17 protein-coding genes are annotated in these 16,146 nt (G+C 75.8%); 10 read left to right on the top strand and 7 right to left on the bottom strand.

The genetic code is table 11. The features are described from left to right. Positions 1-14: 14 nt before the first annotated feature. Complete coding sequence (locus AB3388_RS22840) at positions 15-1,391, top strand: WS/DGAT/MGAT family O-acyltransferase (protein WP_495407605.1); 1,377 nt, start codon at positions 15-17, stop codon at positions 1,389-1,391. A 78-nt stretch (positions 1,392-1,469) separates the two neighbouring features. After that, a complete protein-coding gene (locus tag AB3388_RS22835; RefSeq protein WP_495407604.1) occupies positions 1,470-1,994 on the top strand; it encodes a DUF6912 family protein in 525 nt (174 codons plus the stop codon). A gap of 12 nt (positions 1,995-2,006) precedes the next feature. Here AB3388_RS22835 and AB3388_RS22830 read toward each other — a convergent pair whose 3' ends face one another. Continuing rightward, entirely contained in the window at positions 2,007-6,215 is a 4,209-nt protein-coding gene (locus tag AB3388_RS22830; protein ID WP_495407603.1) for a type VII secretion EssC family protein, read from the bottom strand. Positions 6,216-6,368: 153 nt separating this feature from the next. On the opposite strand from AB3388_RS22830, the gene AB3388_RS22825 reads away from it, so the two are divergent. Beyond that, the gene (locus AB3388_RS22825; protein WP_495407602.1) at positions 6,369-6,662 is read left to right on the top strand and encodes a WXG100 family type VII secretion target; all 294 of its coding nucleotides are present in this window, start codon (positions 6,369-6,371) and stop codon (positions 6,660-6,662) included. A 42-nt stretch (positions 6,663-6,704) separates the two neighbouring features. Here the strand turns inward: AB3388_RS22825 and AB3388_RS22820 are convergent, their stop codons facing one another. Further along, the gene (locus tag AB3388_RS22820; RefSeq protein ID WP_495407601.1) at positions 6,705-6,827 is read right to left on the bottom strand and encodes a hypothetical protein; all 123 of its coding nucleotides are present in this window, start codon (positions 6,825-6,827) and stop codon (positions 6,705-6,707) included. 328 nt (positions 6,828-7,155) lie between these two features. Between AB3388_RS22820 and AB3388_RS22815 the strand changes: the two genes are divergently transcribed. Further along, positions 7,156-7,665: a MaoC family dehydratase gene (locus AB3388_RS22815; protein WP_495407600.1), complete on the top strand. Its 510-nt coding sequence runs from the start codon at positions 7,156-7,158 to the stop codon at positions 7,663-7,665. A gap of 1 nt (position 7,666) precedes the next feature. On the opposite strand, the gene AB3388_RS22810 is transcribed toward AB3388_RS22815, so the two are convergent. Further along, positions 7,667-8,104 carry an NUDIX hydrolase gene (locus tag AB3388_RS22810; protein ID WP_495407599.1) on the bottom strand — a complete coding sequence of 146 codons (438 nt, stop codon included), beginning with the start codon at positions 8,102-8,104 and terminating at the stop codon, positions 7,667-7,669. Positions 8,105-8,196: 92 nt separating this feature from the next. Between AB3388_RS22810 and AB3388_RS22805 the strand changes: the two genes are divergently transcribed. From AB3388_RS22805 to AB3388_RS22785, 5 genes are all read left to right on the top strand, one after another. Continuing rightward, on the top strand, positions 8,197-8,820 hold the full coding sequence (locus AB3388_RS22805; protein ID WP_495407598.1) for a DUF6758 family protein: 624 nt from the start codon (positions 8,197-8,199) through the stop codon (positions 8,818-8,820). 157 nt (positions 8,821-8,977) lie between these two features. After that, positions 8,978-9,136: a hypothetical protein gene (locus AB3388_RS22800; RefSeq protein ID WP_495407597.1), complete on the top strand. Its 159-nt coding sequence runs from the start codon at positions 8,978-8,980 to the stop codon at positions 9,134-9,136. Between the two features lie 52 nt (positions 9,137-9,188). Next, a complete protein-coding gene (locus AB3388_RS22795) occupies positions 9,189-9,806 on the top strand; it encodes a PH domain-containing protein (RefSeq protein WP_495407596.1) in 618 nt (205 codons plus the stop codon). A 52-nt stretch (positions 9,807-9,858) separates the two neighbouring features. Beyond that, positions 9,859-10,716: a PHP domain-containing protein gene (locus AB3388_RS22790; RefSeq protein ID WP_495407595.1), complete on the top strand. Its 858-nt coding sequence runs from the start codon at positions 9,859-9,861 to the stop codon at positions 10,714-10,716. Between the two features lie 36 nt (positions 10,717-10,752). Further along, positions 10,753-11,610, top strand: coding sequence for a RecB family exonuclease (locus AB3388_RS22785; protein ID WP_495407594.1), 858 nt, complete (start codon positions 10,753-10,755; stop codon positions 11,608-11,610). Here the strand turns inward: AB3388_RS22785 and AB3388_RS22780 are convergent. After that, complete coding sequence (locus AB3388_RS22780) at positions 11,600-12,232, bottom strand: LysE/ArgO family amino acid transporter (protein WP_495407593.1); 633 nt, start codon at positions 12,230-12,232, stop codon at positions 11,600-11,602. The two genes, AB3388_RS22785 and AB3388_RS22780, sit on opposite strands and share 11 nt — an antisense overlap. 70 nt (positions 12,233-12,302) lie before the next feature. Between AB3388_RS22780 and AB3388_RS22775 the strand changes: the two genes are divergently transcribed. Continuing rightward, positions 12,303-13,205 (top strand): LysR family transcriptional regulator ArgP, encoded by a 903-nt coding sequence (locus tag AB3388_RS22775; RefSeq protein ID WP_495407592.1) that lies wholly within the window; start codon positions 12,303-12,305, stop codon positions 13,203-13,205. Here AB3388_RS22775 and AB3388_RS22770 read toward each other — a convergent pair. The 3 genes from AB3388_RS22770 to AB3388_RS22760 are packed head-to-tail and all read right to left on the bottom strand — an operon-like array spanning position 13,172 to position 16,143. Then, positions 13,172-14,026: an oxygenase MpaB family protein gene (locus tag AB3388_RS22770; protein ID WP_495407591.1), complete on the bottom strand. Its 855-nt coding sequence runs from the start codon at positions 14,024-14,026 to the stop codon at positions 13,172-13,174. The two genes, AB3388_RS22775 and AB3388_RS22770, sit on opposite strands and share 34 nt — an antisense overlap. Continuing rightward, positions 14,026-14,952, bottom strand: a complete 927-nt coding sequence (locus AB3388_RS22765) for an alpha/beta fold hydrolase (RefSeq protein WP_495407590.1) — start codon at positions 14,950-14,952, stop codon at positions 14,026-14,028. The genes AB3388_RS22770 and AB3388_RS22765 overlap by 1 nt, the downstream gene beginning before the upstream one ends. Positions 14,953-14,988: 36 nt before the next feature. Next, positions 14,989-16,143: an outer membrane protein assembly factor BamB family protein gene (locus tag AB3388_RS22760; RefSeq protein WP_495407589.1), complete on the bottom strand. Its 1,155-nt coding sequence runs from the start codon at positions 16,141-16,143 to the stop codon at positions 14,989-14,991. Positions 16,144-16,146 lie beyond the last annotated feature (3 nt).

Here is a 16,146-nt window from a genome sequence, read left to right as displayed (position 1 = left end):
CTGCGAGGAGAACGATGGTCGAGCGGCTGACGGCACTGGAGGCCTCGTTCCTCTACCTGGAGGAGCGCGACACCCCGATGCACGTCGGAGGCGTGCTCATCCTCGAGGCCCCGCAGGACGGGCTGACCGCTATCGAATCGCTGGTGGAGGCCCGGCTGCCGCTGGTGCCCCGGTACCGCCAGCGGGTGCTCGAGGTGCCCGGGCACCTGGCCAACCCGGTGTGGGCGGACGACCCGGACTTCGACGTGGCGTACCACGTCCGGCGCTCCGCGCTGCCGCGGCCGGGGACGGAGGCGCAGCTGCTCGACCTGGTGTCCCGGCTGATGTCGCGGCTGCTGGACCGCAACCGCCCGCTGTGGGAGCTCTACGTCGTCGAGGGGCTGGCGGGCGACCGGATCGCGGTGGTGACGAAGACCCATCCGGCCCTGGTCGACGGGCTCAGCGCCATCGACATCGGCCAGGTGCTGCTCGACGTGGACCCCGAGGCGCCGGAGCCGGGCCCCGAGGAGTGGGCGCCGCGCCGCCCCCCGCGGTCCGCCGAGCTCGTCCGGCAGGCGCTGGAGGAGTACGTGCGCCGTCCGTCGGCGGTCGCGGAGACGGCCCGGCACGCGGTCACCGATCTGCGGGCCAGCGCCGCGCGTCTCGCGGTGGTGGGCCGCGAGGTGGCCCGGACCGCGCGCTCGGCGGTCTTCCCGGCTCCGCAGACGCCGCTCAACGCGAGGACGGGGCAGCAGCGCCGCGTCGCGGTGGCGCGGGTGACCCTCGACGAGATCAAGAAGGTCCGGGCGACCCACGGCGGAACGGTCAACGACGTGCTGCTCACCGTCATCTCCGGTGCGCTCCGGGAGTGGCTGCTCTCGCGGGGGGAGCGGGTCGTCGGGTCGACGTCCGTGCGGGCGCTGGTGCCGGTGTCGCTGCAGGACGCCGACGCCTCGCCGGGTGGCCGGGTGACCTCGTTCCTGGTCGAGCTGCCGGTGGGTGAGCCCAACCCGTACGTCCGCCTCGCCCGGCTCGGCTACGCGTTGCGCGGGGTCGCCCAGGAGGGGCAGTCCGTCGGTGCCGACCGGCTGATCGCGCTGACCGGCTTCGCGCCGCCGACGATGCACGCGCTGGGCGTGCGCGCCGCCCGGGGCCTGTCCCGGCGGCTGTTCAACCTGGTCATCACCAACGTCCCGGGGCCGCAGGTGCCGCTGTACGCGGCCGGCAGCCGGATGCGGGAGGTGTTCCCCGTCGTCCCGCTGGTCCGCGGCCAGGGGCTGTCGATCGGCATGACCAGCTACGACGGGTGCGTGTTCGTCGGGCTCAACGCCGACCGCGACAGCGTGGGGGACGTCGACATGCTCGCCGACCTGATCGAGCAAGTCGCGGAGCTGGTGCGCACGGCCGGCTGATCGCGGTCCGGCACCGGTGGCCGCGGGCGGACCCGTCCGCGTTACGGTCGCCGTCCATCTTCGAAGGGAGCGAGCCGGGTGCGGATCTACCTGCCGGCGACGACGACCGTGCTGCGGACGCTGGTGGACGAGGGACGCGTGCCCGGTCCGCACACAGCCTTCGCGGTCACGCCGGGGTTGCGGGAGTTCTACGCGGTGAGCGAGGCCGAGGCGGACACCGAGGAGCTCGAGTACGCCGCCCTGCTGGCCGCGGCCCGCGCCAGCCTGCGGCTGATCGACATCGACCCGACCGCCGCACGGCGGCGGGTGGTGCTCGCCGCCGACGTGCCGGATGCGTCCGTCGAGATCAAGGACGACCCGGCCGTGGACCCCGATGCCGAGCGCGGCACCGTCCGCATCGACGGCGACATCGCCATGCGCGACGTCGCCAGCGCCCACATCGACGGCGCCGAGGCCGAGAACGACGTGCGCGCCGCGGTGAACGTGGTGCTGGAGGCCGACCTCGGCAGCGACGACGCCCAGTTCGTCGTCGACCAGGCGGAGGGACACGAGCTCGCCTGGTACGCCACCCAGGAGATCGGTCCCGCGCTCGACGTGCTCTGACATCGGCTCCGGCTACCCGGCGACCCGTCGGCGGGCGACCTGCACGCGCTCGGCCGTCCCACCGACGACCAGCCAGCCCGAGCCGGGCCGCACCGGCACCGGAGTGCGGGGCAGCCGGATGCCGAGGACGTCGGCGTCGCCCGGCCCCGGAGTGAGCAACAGCCCGGACCGGCTGCGGCGCAGGGCTGCGAGCGGGCCCTGGTAGTACCGGGCCACGTCGGCGGCCTGCCCCGCGGCGAGCAGGACGACGGGTCCGCCGGCGCCGGGTGCCGGCAGGCCGGTCAGCACGGGGGAGTCCGCGAGCAGCGCGACGTCGTCGACGAGCACGACGCGGGGTCGACCGGTGGGCGCGGCCAGCCAGCCGGCCAGCTCCTCCGCCACGCGCGCCGGCTCGCGCGCGTCGAGCCTGCGGATGCCGGCCGGATCGTCCGGCGCCGCGCAGGGCTGCACGCCGATGCTGACCACGGCCGCTCCCGCGTGCGCCAGGTGCGCACCGAACGCGTGCAGGGCGCTGCTGCGTCCGCTGCCCGGTGGGCCGAGGACGAGCAGCCCGCCGGTGCGGTGGACGTCGACGGACCGCGTCGCGCCCTCGTCCCCGCCCGGGCCGATCGCCACGGAGAGCACCGACCGGGCGGCGGTGTCCGGGGCGGCGGGTTCCGGCAGGGGCAGTTCGGGGTCGGGTGGCAGCTCGACGATCCGCAGCGCACGCGCCGGCTCGCCCCGCACCCCGGCCGTCGGCCGGGGGAGCGCGAGCTGGCACTCGACGGCCGTCTCGCCGAGCAGCGCCCGCCCCGGCGGCCGGGCGTCCGGGACGGCGCGGGCCGGGATGCCGGCCACCGCGTAGTCGGCGCGGTCGGGCAGGGGCAGCACCAGCCGGTGGTCGACGGCCGCGGCCAGGCGGCCTCCCGGCACGGCGCGGTCGGCGGTGAGCACGCTGGTGAGGCCGACCGCGGCACCGTCGCGCACCAGCCGGAGCAGTGCGGCCGAGCCGCGGGCGGGATCGGCCTCGTCCAGCTGGGTGCTCAGCGACTCCACCCCGTCGACGAGCAGCAGCAGCGCGGGTGCGGCCGATCCGCCTGAGCCGGCGCGCCGCGCGGCGACCTCGTCGGCGAGCCGGTCGAGCAGCCGCACCGTGCGCAGCGGGTCGTCCGCGCCGATCGTCGTCCCGCTGTGCGGCAGCCCCGCCGCCTCGGTCGCCAGAGCACCGCCGCCGTGGTCGAGCACGTGGACGTGCAGGTCCTCCGGGCTGCGCCGGCAGACGGCCTCGGCGAGCACCGTCCGCAGCATCGTCGTCCGTCCGCTGCGCGCGCCGCCGACCGCCAGCCAGCCACCGGCAGCGGCGAGGTCGAGCTCGAGGGGCTCCTGCGACTGGGCGTCGGGCCGGTCGACCAGCCCGATGCGCAGCCGGGTGCCGAGCGGTCCCTCGGAGGACCGGACGCGGTCGAGCTCCGTCGCCTCGAGCCGGTTCGGCAACGGCGGCTGCCAGGGCCGGTGAGGACGCCCGCTCCCGCTCTCGACCGCGTGCCGTCGCAGGGCCCCGGACAGCCGGGCGAGATCGCTCTCCCCGGACGACCCGGTCGGCCGAAGAGATCGACCGTCGTGCGGCCACGACCAGCGGCGGACGAGCGGCTCGGCCTCGGCCGCCGGCACAGCCGTCGAGACTCGGGCGATCTGCACCTCGGCCGGGGCCGCGTTGCCGGGCCGGAGGAACGCGCGCCCCGGCAGGTCGACCGGGAGGAAAGCGGCCTGGCTCGTGCCCAGGACGTCGCGGGAGTCGGCCTCGTCCGTCGTCCGCAGGCAGATCCGCAAGCTGCAGTTGGCCCGGATCTCGGGCGACACCACCCCGCCGGGTCGCTGGGTGGCGAGCACCAGGTGCACGCCCAGGGACCGGCCCCGCTGCGCGATGCCGACGAGGCCGCCGACGAACGACGGGTGCTCCTCGGCGAGCGTGGCGAACTCGTCGACGACGATGACCAGCCGGGCGAGGTCCACGGTGTCCGGCAGGGCGGACACGTCGGCCACGCCGTGCTCTGCGAGGAGCGATTCGCGTCGGGTCAGCTCGGCGCCGAGGGAGCGCAGCGCCCGTTCGGTCGACTGCTGGTCGAGGTCGGTGACCAGCCCGACGGTGTGCGGGAGCGCGACGGCCTCCGTGAACGCCGCGCCGCCCTTGTAGTCGACCAGGAGGAACGAACAGCGGTCGGGCGGGTGGCGCAGCGCCAGCCCGGCGATCCACGCCTGCAGCAGTTCCGACTTGCCGGAGCCCGTGGTGCCGGCCACGAGCGCGTGCGGGCCCTGACGGCAGAGATCGACCCGCACGGGCCCCTCCGCCGTGCGGCCGATCGTGGCCACGAGCGAGTCCCGGGAGCGCGACCAATCCCCGGTGAGCCGGCCGGCGTCGTCCAGACCCAGCCCGTCCCCGGCCAGGTCGAGAAGGCGCACCTCACGGGGCAGGGCCGCCGCGGCACTGGAGGGCGCCAGGCCGGCGAGGTCCCGCGCCAGCGCGGCGGCCGACGGACGCGGCAGCCGGTCGACGACCACCGAGGAGTCCTCGGGCGATCCCGCCCGTCGCAGCGTCGCGCGGTCGCCGGTCTCGCCCGAGAGGCGGAGCTCGGCGTCGGCCGCCACCGGCAGCTGCTCGCTCGTGGGGGCCGCTGTGAGGACCGCGACGCCGACATCGCGTGCGGCGCGCAGCGCGGCCGCCACGCGCGGATCCACGGGGCGGTCCACGACGACGACCAGCCACGGCAGTCGCCCGGGAGCACCGGATCCGGGGGCGTGCTCGGCCAGGGCGGCCCGGCGCGCGGCGACCGCTGCGGCCACCCACCGCAGCAGGGGCTCGTCGGGCGCATCCGCGCCGCCGGTCGGACGGCGGGGAGCGACGTCGGTGCTGCGCAGGTGCGGCAGCCACCGCAGCCACAGCCAGTCCGGGAAGTTGTCGGCGTCGGTGACGAGGGCCAGGTGCACCTCGTCGGGGCCGTGGAGCGCGGCGAGCTGGCCCGCCGCCGCCGCCAGCACGCCGGTCGTACGCGCTCGCGGACCAGTGACGGCGAGGCCTCCACCGGTGCGGAGGTCGACCACGACCGGGAGGTCGTCGGCGACCTCGCGCACCCGCTCCCCGTCGGGCTGGACCCGCGTCACCCCGGTCGGCCCGCGACCCGTGCCGACCCGGATCTGCAGCGCGTCCGGATCGGCCCGCCGTCGTTCCCACAGCCGGCTCGACCGGCGCCGGGCCGCCGTCGTCAGCGTCGCCAGGTCCGGCCAGGCCGTCTCGGCCGCTCGACGGTGGGCCCGGACGGCGTCGGCCAGGCGCGTCTGAGCCTCCGAGAGCGCGAGCGCGTGGGCGGTCGCGGCGCGCCGTCCGTCCCGGCGCCCCGACCAGCGCTCGGAGCTCCAGGTGCCGAGCGCGACCACCGGGCTGAGCAGGGCGAAGAAGAGGAACTGCGGCGTGTGCAGCAGCCACGCCATCGCGATCCCGCCCAGGGCGGGCAGCGCGATCGCGATCCACGCCAGGCGGCGGTGGGGCAGCGGCGCGGGAAGGCGCGGGAACTCCACGGCGACCTCGTCCCGGGAGCCGAGCAGGCGCGGCGACGGACGCAGCCGGACCCGTCCACCAGGCCCCTGCTCGACCGACGCGGCCGCGTCCTCCGGGCCGCGGACGGTGACGGCGCTGACCCCCACGCGCAGGACCGCTCCGCTCGGCCAGATCTCCGGTTCCCCCTCGAGGTCCCGGCCGTCGAGTCGGGTGCCGTTCGTCGAGCCCAGATCGGTCACGGTGATCCGGCCGGCGCCGACCGAGATCTGCGCGTGGCGGCGGGACACGTCGGGGTCGTCGAGACGCAGCGTCGCCTCGGCGCCGCGCCCGAGGGTGTGCCGCCCCTGGTCGAGCGGCACGGTGCGCCCGGCCTCCGGCCCACCGACCACGTGCAGCTCCAGCGCGCTCGAACGCTCGCGGGAGCGGGAGCGCGGGCCGGGCCGGCCGAGGCCCAGCACGGCCCCGTGCGCGAGCTCCGGTGAGCTCAGTGGCAGGTCGTCGGCCAGCCGGCTCGAGCCGGACCAGAGAGCCGGAACCGCCAACCCCAGCTCCCGCGCGAGGACCGGCAGGACACCGCCCAGCCGTTCGTCGTCGTGCGCCATCACCTCCACGTCGACGGCGCCGTCGGGCGAGCGCAGGGTCCAGGAGCGTGGGATGCGCTGCGGGCGGGACGCGGGCGGCTCGGTCACCCGGGGATGGTGACCTGCGCGCCCGGCCCGGCGGGCGTCGGAACGACCACCTGTGGACAACCGGCTCGCCTGTGGACAACGCCGGGGAGGGCCGGCGCCGCCCACCTAGCGTTCCGGCCGGACCGGGAGAGGCCCGGGATCGGAGGAGGAGCCGTGAAGGTCGACATCGCCACCCTGCAGTCGATGGCCGGGCAGTGCCGCGCGGAGGCGGCCGACGCCACCGGCCGGCAGGCCACGCTGTCCAGCAGCATCAACGCCTCGGTGCTGGACGGCTGGACCGACAGTCAGGCCGCGGCGAGGTTCAGCGAGCTGTACGAGCAGTGGCGGATCTCCGCCCAGGGGGTGGCCGACGCGCTCAACGGCATGGGGGGATTGCTGAACAACGTCGCGGCCTCCTATCAGCAGCACGAGGCCGACATGGCGGCCCGCATCGGCGCGCTGATCTGACCTCGGCCCGGCGGGGAGCGGCGCCCGGCCGCTTCCTGCCGCTCAAGCCCGGCCGGGGGCCGAGGTCGCCGCGGTCCTCCGCCGGCCGCGGACGACGTGGTCGACGCTGTACCGGCCGGAGCCGACCGCGGCGAGCAGGAGCGCGGCCGCGCCCAGGGTCAGCACGAGTTCGTAGCCGCCCTGCTCGACGAACAGGGGGCATGGCTACGAGACGTCCCATCGACGCGGAGACAGGGGCCGGCGATCGGGGAGCGCCGCCGACCGTGGGGCGCGCGTGACTGGGCGCCGCTCGAGTCCGTCCCTCGCCCACCACGGTAGGAGCCGGTCCGCCGGCGCTCGGGGAGGGGGGCAGGGAGGTGCACCGTAGGATTCCCGCCAGTCCAGACGGGTCACCGGTGCTTCGTGGTGGGCGGGCGGCTCGCCGATCTCCCGGTGGGGCCGTGCTCCCGGGCGACCGTGTGCCCGCACGCGCGTCGACAGCGGGAGGCAGCAGATGCAGTTCGGTCGGTACTACGAGGAGTTCGAGGTCGGGGCCGTCTACAAGCACTGGCCCGGAAAGACCGTCACCGAGTACGACGACCACCTGTTCTGCCTGATCACGATGAACCACCACCCGCTGCACATGGACGTGCACTACGCGGAGGAGACCACCGACTTCGGCAAGAACGTCGTCGTCGGCAACTACATCTACTCCCTGCTGCTGGGCATGAGCGTGCCCGACGTGTCGGGCAAGGCCATCGCCAACCTGGAGATCGAGTCGCTGCGGCACGTCGCGCCGACGTTCCACGGCGACACGATCTACGGCGAGACGACGGTGCTCGACAAGACCGAGTCGAGGTCCAAGGACGACCGCGGGATCGTCCACGTCGAGACGATCGGCTACAAGCAGGACGGCACGGTCGTCTGCATCTTCCGGCGGAAGGTGATGGTGCCCAAGCGCTCCTACGGCGAGAGCCGCGGCGGCGAGCAGCCGGGTCGTCCGGAGCCGGTCCGCAAGCAGTAGCTCAGGCCGGCAGCACGCCCCAGTCGCGCAGGGTCTCCACGAGGCCGGGCGTGCAGGCCAGCCCGCCGAGGGCGTCCGCGGCGGCCCAGGTCACGGCGTCGGCGTCGTCCCCCGCGACGGGCACCGCGGCAGGATCGACCGGCGTGCATGCGAAGTCGACGACGTCGTAGACGACCGCGCCGGTCGGGATGCGCACGCGTCCGACCGGCGCGCCGGCCTGCACCTCCAGGCCGGTCTCCTCGCGCACCTCGCGGACGACGGCCTGCTCGGCGGTCTCGCCGGCCTCGACCCGGCCGCCCGGCAGCGACCAGAGCCCGCGGCTCGGCTCCTGCCCCCGCCGGATGAGCAGCAGCCGGCCCGCCGCGTCCCGCACGACCGCCCCGACGCAGGGGACCACCGGGGGAGAGTCCAGGTGGCCGGCGGGTTCGGCGGCGTCCATGCGCGGCAGGCTACGCACCGCGCACCTGCGGCGAGCGCCCCGCAGGCCCCTGCGCTTGACGGAACCCGTCGCTCACAGGACCGTGATGCGCGATGAGCGTCTCCCCGGTCTGCCCTCGGTGCGGAGAGCAACTGGTCGTGCGCCCCGGCCACACCGCGCAGGCCTGGTGCCACGTGCACGGCGCTGTCACCCCGCTGCACCACACCGCGCTCATCGCGCACGACGCGATCGCGGCGGTGACCGCCGACGCCCGCGTGCCCGCCTGGGTCCCTGACCCGATGCCGACCGGCTGGACGGTCACCGGCCTGGCCTGGGGCGGTGAGCCGGGCGCCCGCGCGATCGTCGTCGACACCGCGGGACCGGCGCCGCTGGGCGGGTCGGCCGAGCTCGTGCTGGTGGCCGAGGAGCCCGGCACCGGCGTCGGCTGCGGCTACGCCGGCCTGCCCGGTCTCGACCCGGGCGACGTCATCACCGGGCCCAACTCGGTCGACGTCAAGGCCGCCGGTCAGCGGGCGCCGCTGTGGGCGGTGCCGACGACCGACGACCGGGCCGCGTTCGTGGGAGAGGCCTACGGCGTCTGGCTGTGGCTGGTCATGTGGCCGATGAACGCCGCGTGGCTGCTCGCCGAGCAGCTGGAACTGCTCGACCTGCGCGACCGCCTGTACCCCGATCTGCCGCTCGGGCCCCCGAGCGAGCACCTGCTGCCGGGCGCGTGACCGGAGCGGTCCGCACCCGGGTCGGCGCGTCGGGGCCGCGCCGGGTGGGACCTGTGTTACCCATGGGACGAAGCGGTTCGCCACCCCCGGTGGGCCCTGTCCACGCGGGCTCCAGGTGCTGGAGCCTGTCCTCGTCCGTGCGTCCCCGGAGGTGACGATGAGCCTGAAGAAGGTCATCGCCTGGTTGGTCGTCGCCTTCGTCGTCTTCTACGTGATCAAGTTCCCGGAGGCCTCGGCGGAGATGGTCAAGAGCGCCGGCACCGCCCTCGGCAACGCCGCGTCCTCCCTCGCGGACTTCGTCGGCTCCCTGGTCTGACGTGACGCGGCCGGCCGCGCGGCGCCCGCCGGAGAGCGAGCCTCCCCGGACGATGTACGAGGGCCGCCGGGCCCGCAAGGACGTCGCCAAGTACCTCCTCGAGGGCGAGGAGGTGGTCATCGCCACCCGCCGGCACTGGGCCTCGCTCGCCGAGCCGGTCGCCAAGTCGCTGCTCCCCCTGGTCCTCGGCGGCTGGCTGCTCACCCTCGACCCCGACAACCGGTTCACCAGCATCACCGGGCTCCTGCTGCTGGTGGTGGGGTTCGGCTACCTGGGCCTGCGCGGGGCCGAGTGGTACATGCGGCACTTCATCGTGACGCCGCGCCGGATGCTGCTGACCTCCGGCGTCATCGTCCGCACGGTCACCCTGCTGCCGCGCCGCCGGATCACCGACCTGACCTGGCAGGAGACCCTGTTCGGGCAGCTGCTGAACTACGGCACGTTCCGCATCGAGTCCGCCGGCCAGGCCCAGGCCCTGTCCCGCGTGACGTTCCTGCCGCACGCCGACGTCCTCTACGGCAAGCTCAGCGAGTTGCTCTTCCCCGGCGACAACGGGGACGGCGGCGACGACCTGGGCGACGCGGAGCCCCCGCCGGCGCCCCGCCGGCCGCCACCGCAGCCCGACAGCGAGCAGCGCGACACCCAGCCGATCCCGCGGCCGGAGGGCTGACCGGCGCCGGTCGCGTGATTGCCCGGTGACCTGCTGGGGCAGGGTGGACGCGATGCGGATCGACCTGCACACCCACTCCTCGGTGTCCGACGGCACCGACACCCCAGCCGCGCTGATGGCCACCGCGCGCGAGGCGGGTCTCGACGTCCTCGCGCTCACCGACCACGACACCACCGACGGGTGGGTGCTCGCCGAGGCGGCCCGCCCGCCGGGGCTGACCGTCGTCCCCGGCATGGAGCTGTCCTGCCGCTGGTTCCCAGACGGCGACCGGCCGATCAGCGTGCACCTGCTCGCCTACCTCTTCGACCCGGAGCACCCCGGGCTGATGAGCGAGCGCACCCGGCTGCGGGAGGAGCGGCTCGGCCGCGGCGAGAAGATCGCCGCGGCGCTGGTCGCCGCCGGCTACCCGATCAGCTGGGAGCGGATCGTCGAGGCCAGCGAGGGCGGCGTCGTGGGGCGCCCGCACATCGCCCGCGCCCTGGTGCAGGCCGGCGTCGTCGAGTCGGTCGACGCGGCTTTCGCGACCCTGCTGCACCCGCGCAGCCCGCACTACGTCGCCAAGCGGGACACCGACGTCCGGGAGGGCATCGCGCTGGTCCGCGCCGCCGGCGGCGTGCCCGTCTTCGCGCACGGCCTGGCCACCAAGCGCGGCCGGGTCGTCGGCGACGACGCGATCCGCGCGATGGCCGACGCCGGCCTGCTCGGCCTGGAGGTCGACCACCCCGACCACAGCGAGGAGGAGCGCGAGCACCTGCGCGGCCTGGCGAAGGAGCTGGACCTGATCATGACCGGCTCCAGCGACTACCACGGCACCAACAAGACGACGCCGATCGGCGCGTGCACCACCGAGCCCGAGCAGCTGGCGGCCCTCCTGGCCGCGGGCACGGGCAGCGCGCCGTTCCGCGACTGACGGCGAACCGTCGGCGATCCCGGTTAGCGTGGGAGCGTGAGTGCCGCACAGCTGGAGATGCCGGGCATGCCCCAGCGGCTGTTCCCGGCCACGCCGAGCAAGCTGGCCTGCTTCAGCGACTGCCCGCGGCGCTACCGGTTCAGCTACGTCGACCGCCCCACCCCGGCGAAGGGCCCGGCCTGGGCGCACAACAGCGTCGGCGCGGCCGTGCACGCGGCGCTGCGGTCCTGGTACGAGCTGCCGATCGGGAAGCGGACGACGGGGGCGGCCCGCCAGCTGCTCTACAGCGTCTGGTCACCGGTCGGGTTCCGGGACGACGAGCAGGCCGCACGCTGGCGCGCCCGCGCCGCCGGGTGGCTGACCGACTACGTCGCCGGTCTCGACCCCACCGACGACCCGGTCGGCACCGAGCGCACGGTCGGCTGCACCACCGGGCGGCTGGCGCTCTCCGGCCGCGTCGACCGCATCGATCAGCGGGGCGACGAGCTGGTGATCGTCGACTACAAGACCGGCCGCTCGCCGAGCACCGACGACGACGCCCGCGGATCGCCCGCGCTCGCTGCGTACGTGCTCGGTGTGCGCCGGACCCTGCGCCGGCCGTGCTCGCGGGTGGAGCTGCACCACCTGCCCAGCGGCACCGTCGCCGCCTTCGAGCACACCGAGCGGTCGCTGGCCAACCACGTCCGCCGCGCCGAGGACGTCGCCGCCGACATCGGCACCGCCACCGCGGCCCTCGAGGCGGGGGAGGACCCGGACGTCGCTTTCCCCGTCGCCCCGGGCATGCAGTGCAGCTGGTGCGACTTCCGGCCCAGCTGCCCGGCCGGCCAGGCGGCCGCGCCCGCGCGGGAGACGTGGAGCTTCCTCGCCGCGGAGGACGACGCGCTCAGCCGGTGAACCCGCGGACGGCGAGCGAGACGCCGAGCACCGTCATGACGACGGCGATCGCGCCGTCGAGCACCCGCCACGCGGCCGGCCGCGCGAACACCGGCCGCAGCAGACGGGCGCCGTAGCCGAGCCCGGTGAACCACGCCAGGCTGCCCAGCCCGGCCCCGGCCGCGAACTGCCAGCGGTGCGCGCCGTACGTCGACGACATCGAGCCGAGCAGCACGACCGTGTCCAGGTACACGTGCGGGTTCAGCCAGGTCAGCGCCAGGCAGGTGCCCACGGTGACCGCCAGCCCGGTGCGGGCACCCGCGGCCGCGGAGGGCAGCAGCGCCCCGGGCCGCAGCGCCCGCCGGGCCGCGGACAGCCCGTAGGCCAGCAGGAAGGCCGCCCCGGCGAAGCACACCGCCGGGATCAGCCACGGCACCCGGGACAGCGCCGCTCCCGCGCCGAGCACCCCGGCTCCGATCAGCGCGACGTCCGAGGCCGCGCACACCGCGACCACGGCGGTCACGTGCTCCAGCCGTAGCCCCTGCCGGAGCACGAACGCGCTCTGCGCGCCGATCGCCACGATCAGCCCGAGGCCCAGCGCGAGGCCGGAGGCGAGCGCGAGCAGGGCGGGGGTGTCGAGCACGGGAAGGACGGTAGGAAGCGCAGAGACGCGCGTCCAGTTCATGATTCGCACTCATCATTAGGGTTGCTTCATGGACTTCGACCTCGCCCAGCTGCGGGCGCTGGACGCGACGGTGCGCGAGGGCACGCTCGAGGCGGCCGCCCGCGCCCTGCACGTCACGCCGTCCGCGATCAGCCAGCGGCTGCGCGCGCTGGAGGTCGCCGCCGGGCGCGTGCTCCTCGTGCGCACCAAGCCGGTGCAGGTCACCGAGTCCGGCCAGGCGGTGCTGCGCCTGGCCCGCCAGGTCGCCCTGCTCACCGCGGACGCCGTCCACGAGCTCGGCGGGGCCGGCGACACCGACCGGCTGCCGCACCTGCCGATCGCGGTCAACGCCGACTCGATGGCCACCTGGGTGCTGCCGGCTCTCGCGCCGCTGGCCGCCGACTTCGCCTTCGACCTGCACCGCGAGGACCAGGAGCACACCAGCGCCCTGCTGCGTGCCGGGACGGTCATGGCCGCGGTCACCGCCGAGGCCGATCCGGTACCCGGCTGCAGCGTCACCCGGCTGGGCGGGATGCGCTACCGCCCGATGGCGTCGGACGCGTTCGCCGACCGGTGGTTCCGCCAGGGGCCGACGACGGAGGCGTTGCGGCGGGCGCCGGTCGTCGTCTTCGACCGGCACGACGACCTGGAGCACCGCTACCTGCGGTCCCGCGGCGTGGCCGACGCGCCGCCGGCGCACTACGTGCCCGCGTCGGCGGACTACCTCGCGGCGGTCGCGCTCGGCCTGGGCTGGGGCATGCTGCCGGACCAGCAGCTGCGCAGCAACGTCGGCGTGGTCGACGTCGACCCGGACGGCGAGGTCGACGTCGTCCTGCACTGGCAGCAGTGGAAGCTCCGGTCGGCGAGCCTCGACCGCGTCCGCGAGGCCGTCCTGGCCGCGGCCCGCACCGAGCTGGATCAGGCGGAGAGCGGACCCGCCACCCGCTCGTAGCCGGCCCACACGATCGGCGAGCGGCGCGCCCGCTGCGGCAGCGCCAGGGTCGCCTGCCGGAAGGCCCGCAGCGCCGCGGTCGTCGCCGCGTCGGTGAGCCCGAAGCCCGGCATCGAGTACGTCCGCCGTGCCCAGCGGGGCAGCGTCGCGAAGGACAGCGCGGCGAGGGTGCCCCACGCCGGGCGGGCGGGGGTGAGGAACCGGACCCACGCGGGCATCGGCGGCAGCAGCACCAGCCGCGCGGCCTCCCGGGCGGCCGGCGTCATCGCCAGGGAGGGACGGAGCCGCTCGAAGTAGGCGGCCAGCTCGGCGACCGAGCGCGGCACATCGGTCTCCACCGCGCCGATCAGCGCGGCCGCGGTCACCTGCTCGGCGACGTACCGGTCGGCGTCGCCGTCGGTGAGCGGCACGCCGGCCCGGCGGGCGACCGAGAGCAGTGAGTCGACCTCGCAGCAGTGCACCCAGAGCAGCAGGTCGGGATCGTCGACCCGGTACGTGCGGCCGGTCGTCGCCTCGGTGCCGCCCAGCCGCCGGTGCAGGCCGCGCACCCGGCGCACCGCGCGCAGGGCCTCCCGCCGGGTGCCGTAGGTCAGGGTGTCGACGTAGGCGGCAGTGCGGGTCAGCCGCGGCCACGGGTCGCTGCGGGCGTCGGAGTTGCGCGCGACGCCGTCCATGGCGACCGGGTGCAGGGCCTGCAGCAGCAGCGCGCGCAGCCCGGCGACGGAGAACGAGGGGTCGACGTGCACCCGCCATGTGACGCTCTCGGGTCCGAAGAACCCGAGCCGGTCCTCCTCGTCGGTGAAGTCGCGCGCCGAGAGCATCAGGCCACCGAGGAGTCCGACACCGCGAGGCCGCCCCAGAAGTCGAGGAGGACCGCCAGGGTGCGCTGCGGGTTCTCGATGGAGGGGGAGTGGATCGACCCCGGGATGACCTCGTGCCGGGCGCCGAGCCGGGCCGCCATGTCGGCCTGCGCCGCCGGGGTCCACGCGTCGTCGGCGACGCCGTGCGCGACGAGCACCGGCACGCCGGCCGCGGCGAGCTCGGCGACCCGGTCGGGTTCGGTGGTCATCGTGTCGGCCATGCCGCGCAGCCCGGCCGCGCTGTTGGCGAGGAACCGGCGGGAGAGGAACGCCCGGGTGGGCGCGGGCACCGCCTGCGCCTTCGGATCGGTCATCGCCAGCTGCTCCATCGCCTCGTGCACCGCCGGCACGCCGCCGGCGTCCAGCAGCGGGCCGAGGTGCTCGAGCAGGTCGGCCCGCGGGCCGGTGAGCTTCGACGGCCCCGACCCCAGCAGGGTCAGCGAGGCGAACAGCCCCGGCTCGGCCAGGACGGCGGCGCGGCTGACCAGGCCGCCGAAGCTGTGCCCGAGCAGGTGCAGCGGGCCGGGGTTCTCCGCGCGCAGGGCCCGGCCCACCGCGAGGAGGTCCGCGGCGAGCTCGGCCATCGTGTAGGCGCCCGGGTCGTCGGGGCCCGGCGACTCGTACTGGCCGCGCTGGTCGAGCGCGACGGCGCGGTACCCGGCGGCGCACAGCGGGCGCAGCAGCGGAGCGAAGTCCTCCTTGCTGCCGGTGTAGCCGGCGACCAGCAGCACGGTGCCGCTGTCGGCGGGACCGGTGTCCAGCGCGACCAGCGGACCGGCGCCCCCGGTGAGCCTGCGGTGCGCCGCGTCGTGGTCGGCGAGCTGGCGCAGGTCGGTGGGGGCGATGGAGAGCGGAACGGCGTCGGAGGAGCCACCGGGCAGAACCATGGCCCCAGTGAACCGCGTCGCGGACTCGGATGCCGCCTACCGGTAGGCGATCACCCGGTCGGGCAGCCCGTAGACCACGACGTCGCCGACCGGCGTGCTCGTGCCGCCCGCCGGGAGCCCGTCGACCGCCGCCCGGTCGACCTCCTCGCCGGACAGCGCCTCACGGACGACGAAGCCGCTCTCCTCGGGCACGTAGAGCGGCTCGGTGCCGGCGTCGACCTTGAGCCCGCCGCTGGCCGCCGTGGGCAGCCCCAGCGCCGGCCGTTGCCAGAGGACGTCGCCGAGGTCGGCGGCCCGCGCGACGAGCGTGCCGTGCGCCCACACCAGGACGACGGGGCCGGCGACGGTGGACACCGGCGGCTCCTCGGCGTCGGACGCGGGCAGCTTCTCGGTGGCCGCCATGGCGCCGTCCCCGGCGGCGAGGACCTGCAGCTCGTCGCCGACGACCAGGCTCACGCCCCAGTCGGCGCCGGCGAGCGCGATCTCCTGACCCTCCTCGACCGGGACGTCGCGGGTCCACTGCGCCTTGCCGTCGGCGGCGTCCATGAGCCGCACGCGGGGCGCGGTGGTGCCGGTGCAGCGCTCGAGCACGGCGACGCCGGAGGTGCCGGCCGTCGCGTCCAGGATCCGGCAGTCCTCGGGGGTGTAGCGCCAGCGGATGTTGTCGCCGAGCGGGTCGATGACGACGACGCTGCCGCGGCTGACCGCCAGCACCAGGTTGCGGGTGCTGGTCAGCGTGACGTCGGAGTCGAGGTCGACGCTGCGCGTCCAGGCGTAGACGCCGGTGTCCGCGTGCAGCCCGACCACCTCGTCGCAGCGGATCTCCGTGCGGTAGACGGCGACCACGATGCCGTCGGTGGCGGCCAGCCCGCACAGCCGGGCGTTGCTGCGGGTGTAGTGCCAGGCCTGCACGCCGGTGACCGGGTCCAGCGCCGCGATGCCGTGCCGGTTCCCGACGATCACCCGGCCGCTCTCGACGACCTGGCGGGGCAGCACGTCCGCGGGCGCGGACCACGCCTGCGCCAGCTCGCCGGCCGGCGACCCGGTGGGGTCGGCGGCCGGCGAGGCGGTCGAGCGGGAGGTGGCGGCCGCGTCGGAGCCGCGCCACAGCAGGACTGCGACCACGGCCAGCGCGAGGGTGGCCGCCGTCCAGACCCACACCCGCAGCGGCGGGCGGCGCAGCGCGGGCACCGG

It is taken from the genome of Geodermatophilus sp. SMS 5-13 (assembly GCF_059428245.1).
The sequence above is the reverse complement of the archived record's forward strand: the minus strand, read 5'-3'. Positions and strand labels throughout refer to the sequence as shown.

What these genes read in the sequence shown, in the direction of transcription:
- AB3388_RS22765 (WP_495407590.1), bottom strand. Translation starts at nt 14,952, where the DNA reads ATGGTTCTGCCCGGTGGCTCCTCCGACGCCGTTCCGCTCTCCATCGCC.
- AB3388_RS22790 (WP_495407595.1), top strand. Translation starts at nt 9,859, where the DNA reads ATGCGGATCGACCTGCACACCCACTCCTCGGTGTCCGACGGCACCGAC.
- AB3388_RS22810 (WP_495407599.1), bottom strand. Translation starts at nt 8,104, where the DNA reads ATGGACGCCGCCGAACCCGCCGGCCACCTGGACTCTCCCCCGGTGGTC.
- AB3388_RS22840 (WP_495407605.1), top strand. Translation starts at nt 15, where the DNA reads ATGGTCGAGCGGCTGACGGCACTGGAGGCCTCGTTCCTCTACCTGGAG.
- AB3388_RS22805 (WP_495407598.1), top strand. Translation starts at nt 8,197, where the DNA reads ATGAGCGTCTCCCCGGTCTGCCCTCGGTGCGGAGAGCAACTGGTCGTG.
- AB3388_RS22815 (WP_495407600.1), top strand. Translation starts at nt 7,156, where the DNA reads ATGCAGTTCGGTCGGTACTACGAGGAGTTCGAGGTCGGGGCCGTCTAC.
- AB3388_RS22775 (WP_495407592.1), top strand. Translation starts at nt 12,303, where the DNA reads ATGGACTTCGACCTCGCCCAGCTGCGGGCGCTGGACGCGACGGTGCGC.
- AB3388_RS22800 (WP_495407597.1), top strand. Translation starts at nt 8,978, where the DNA reads ATGAGCCTGAAGAAGGTCATCGCCTGGTTGGTCGTCGCCTTCGTCGTC.
- AB3388_RS22770 (WP_495407591.1), bottom strand. Translation starts at nt 14,026, where the DNA reads ATGCTCTCGGCGCGCGACTTCACCGACGAGGAGGACCGGCTCGGGTTC.
- AB3388_RS22795 (WP_495407596.1), top strand. Translation starts at nt 9,189, where the DNA reads ATGTACGAGGGCCGCCGGGCCCGCAAGGACGTCGCCAAGTACCTCCTC.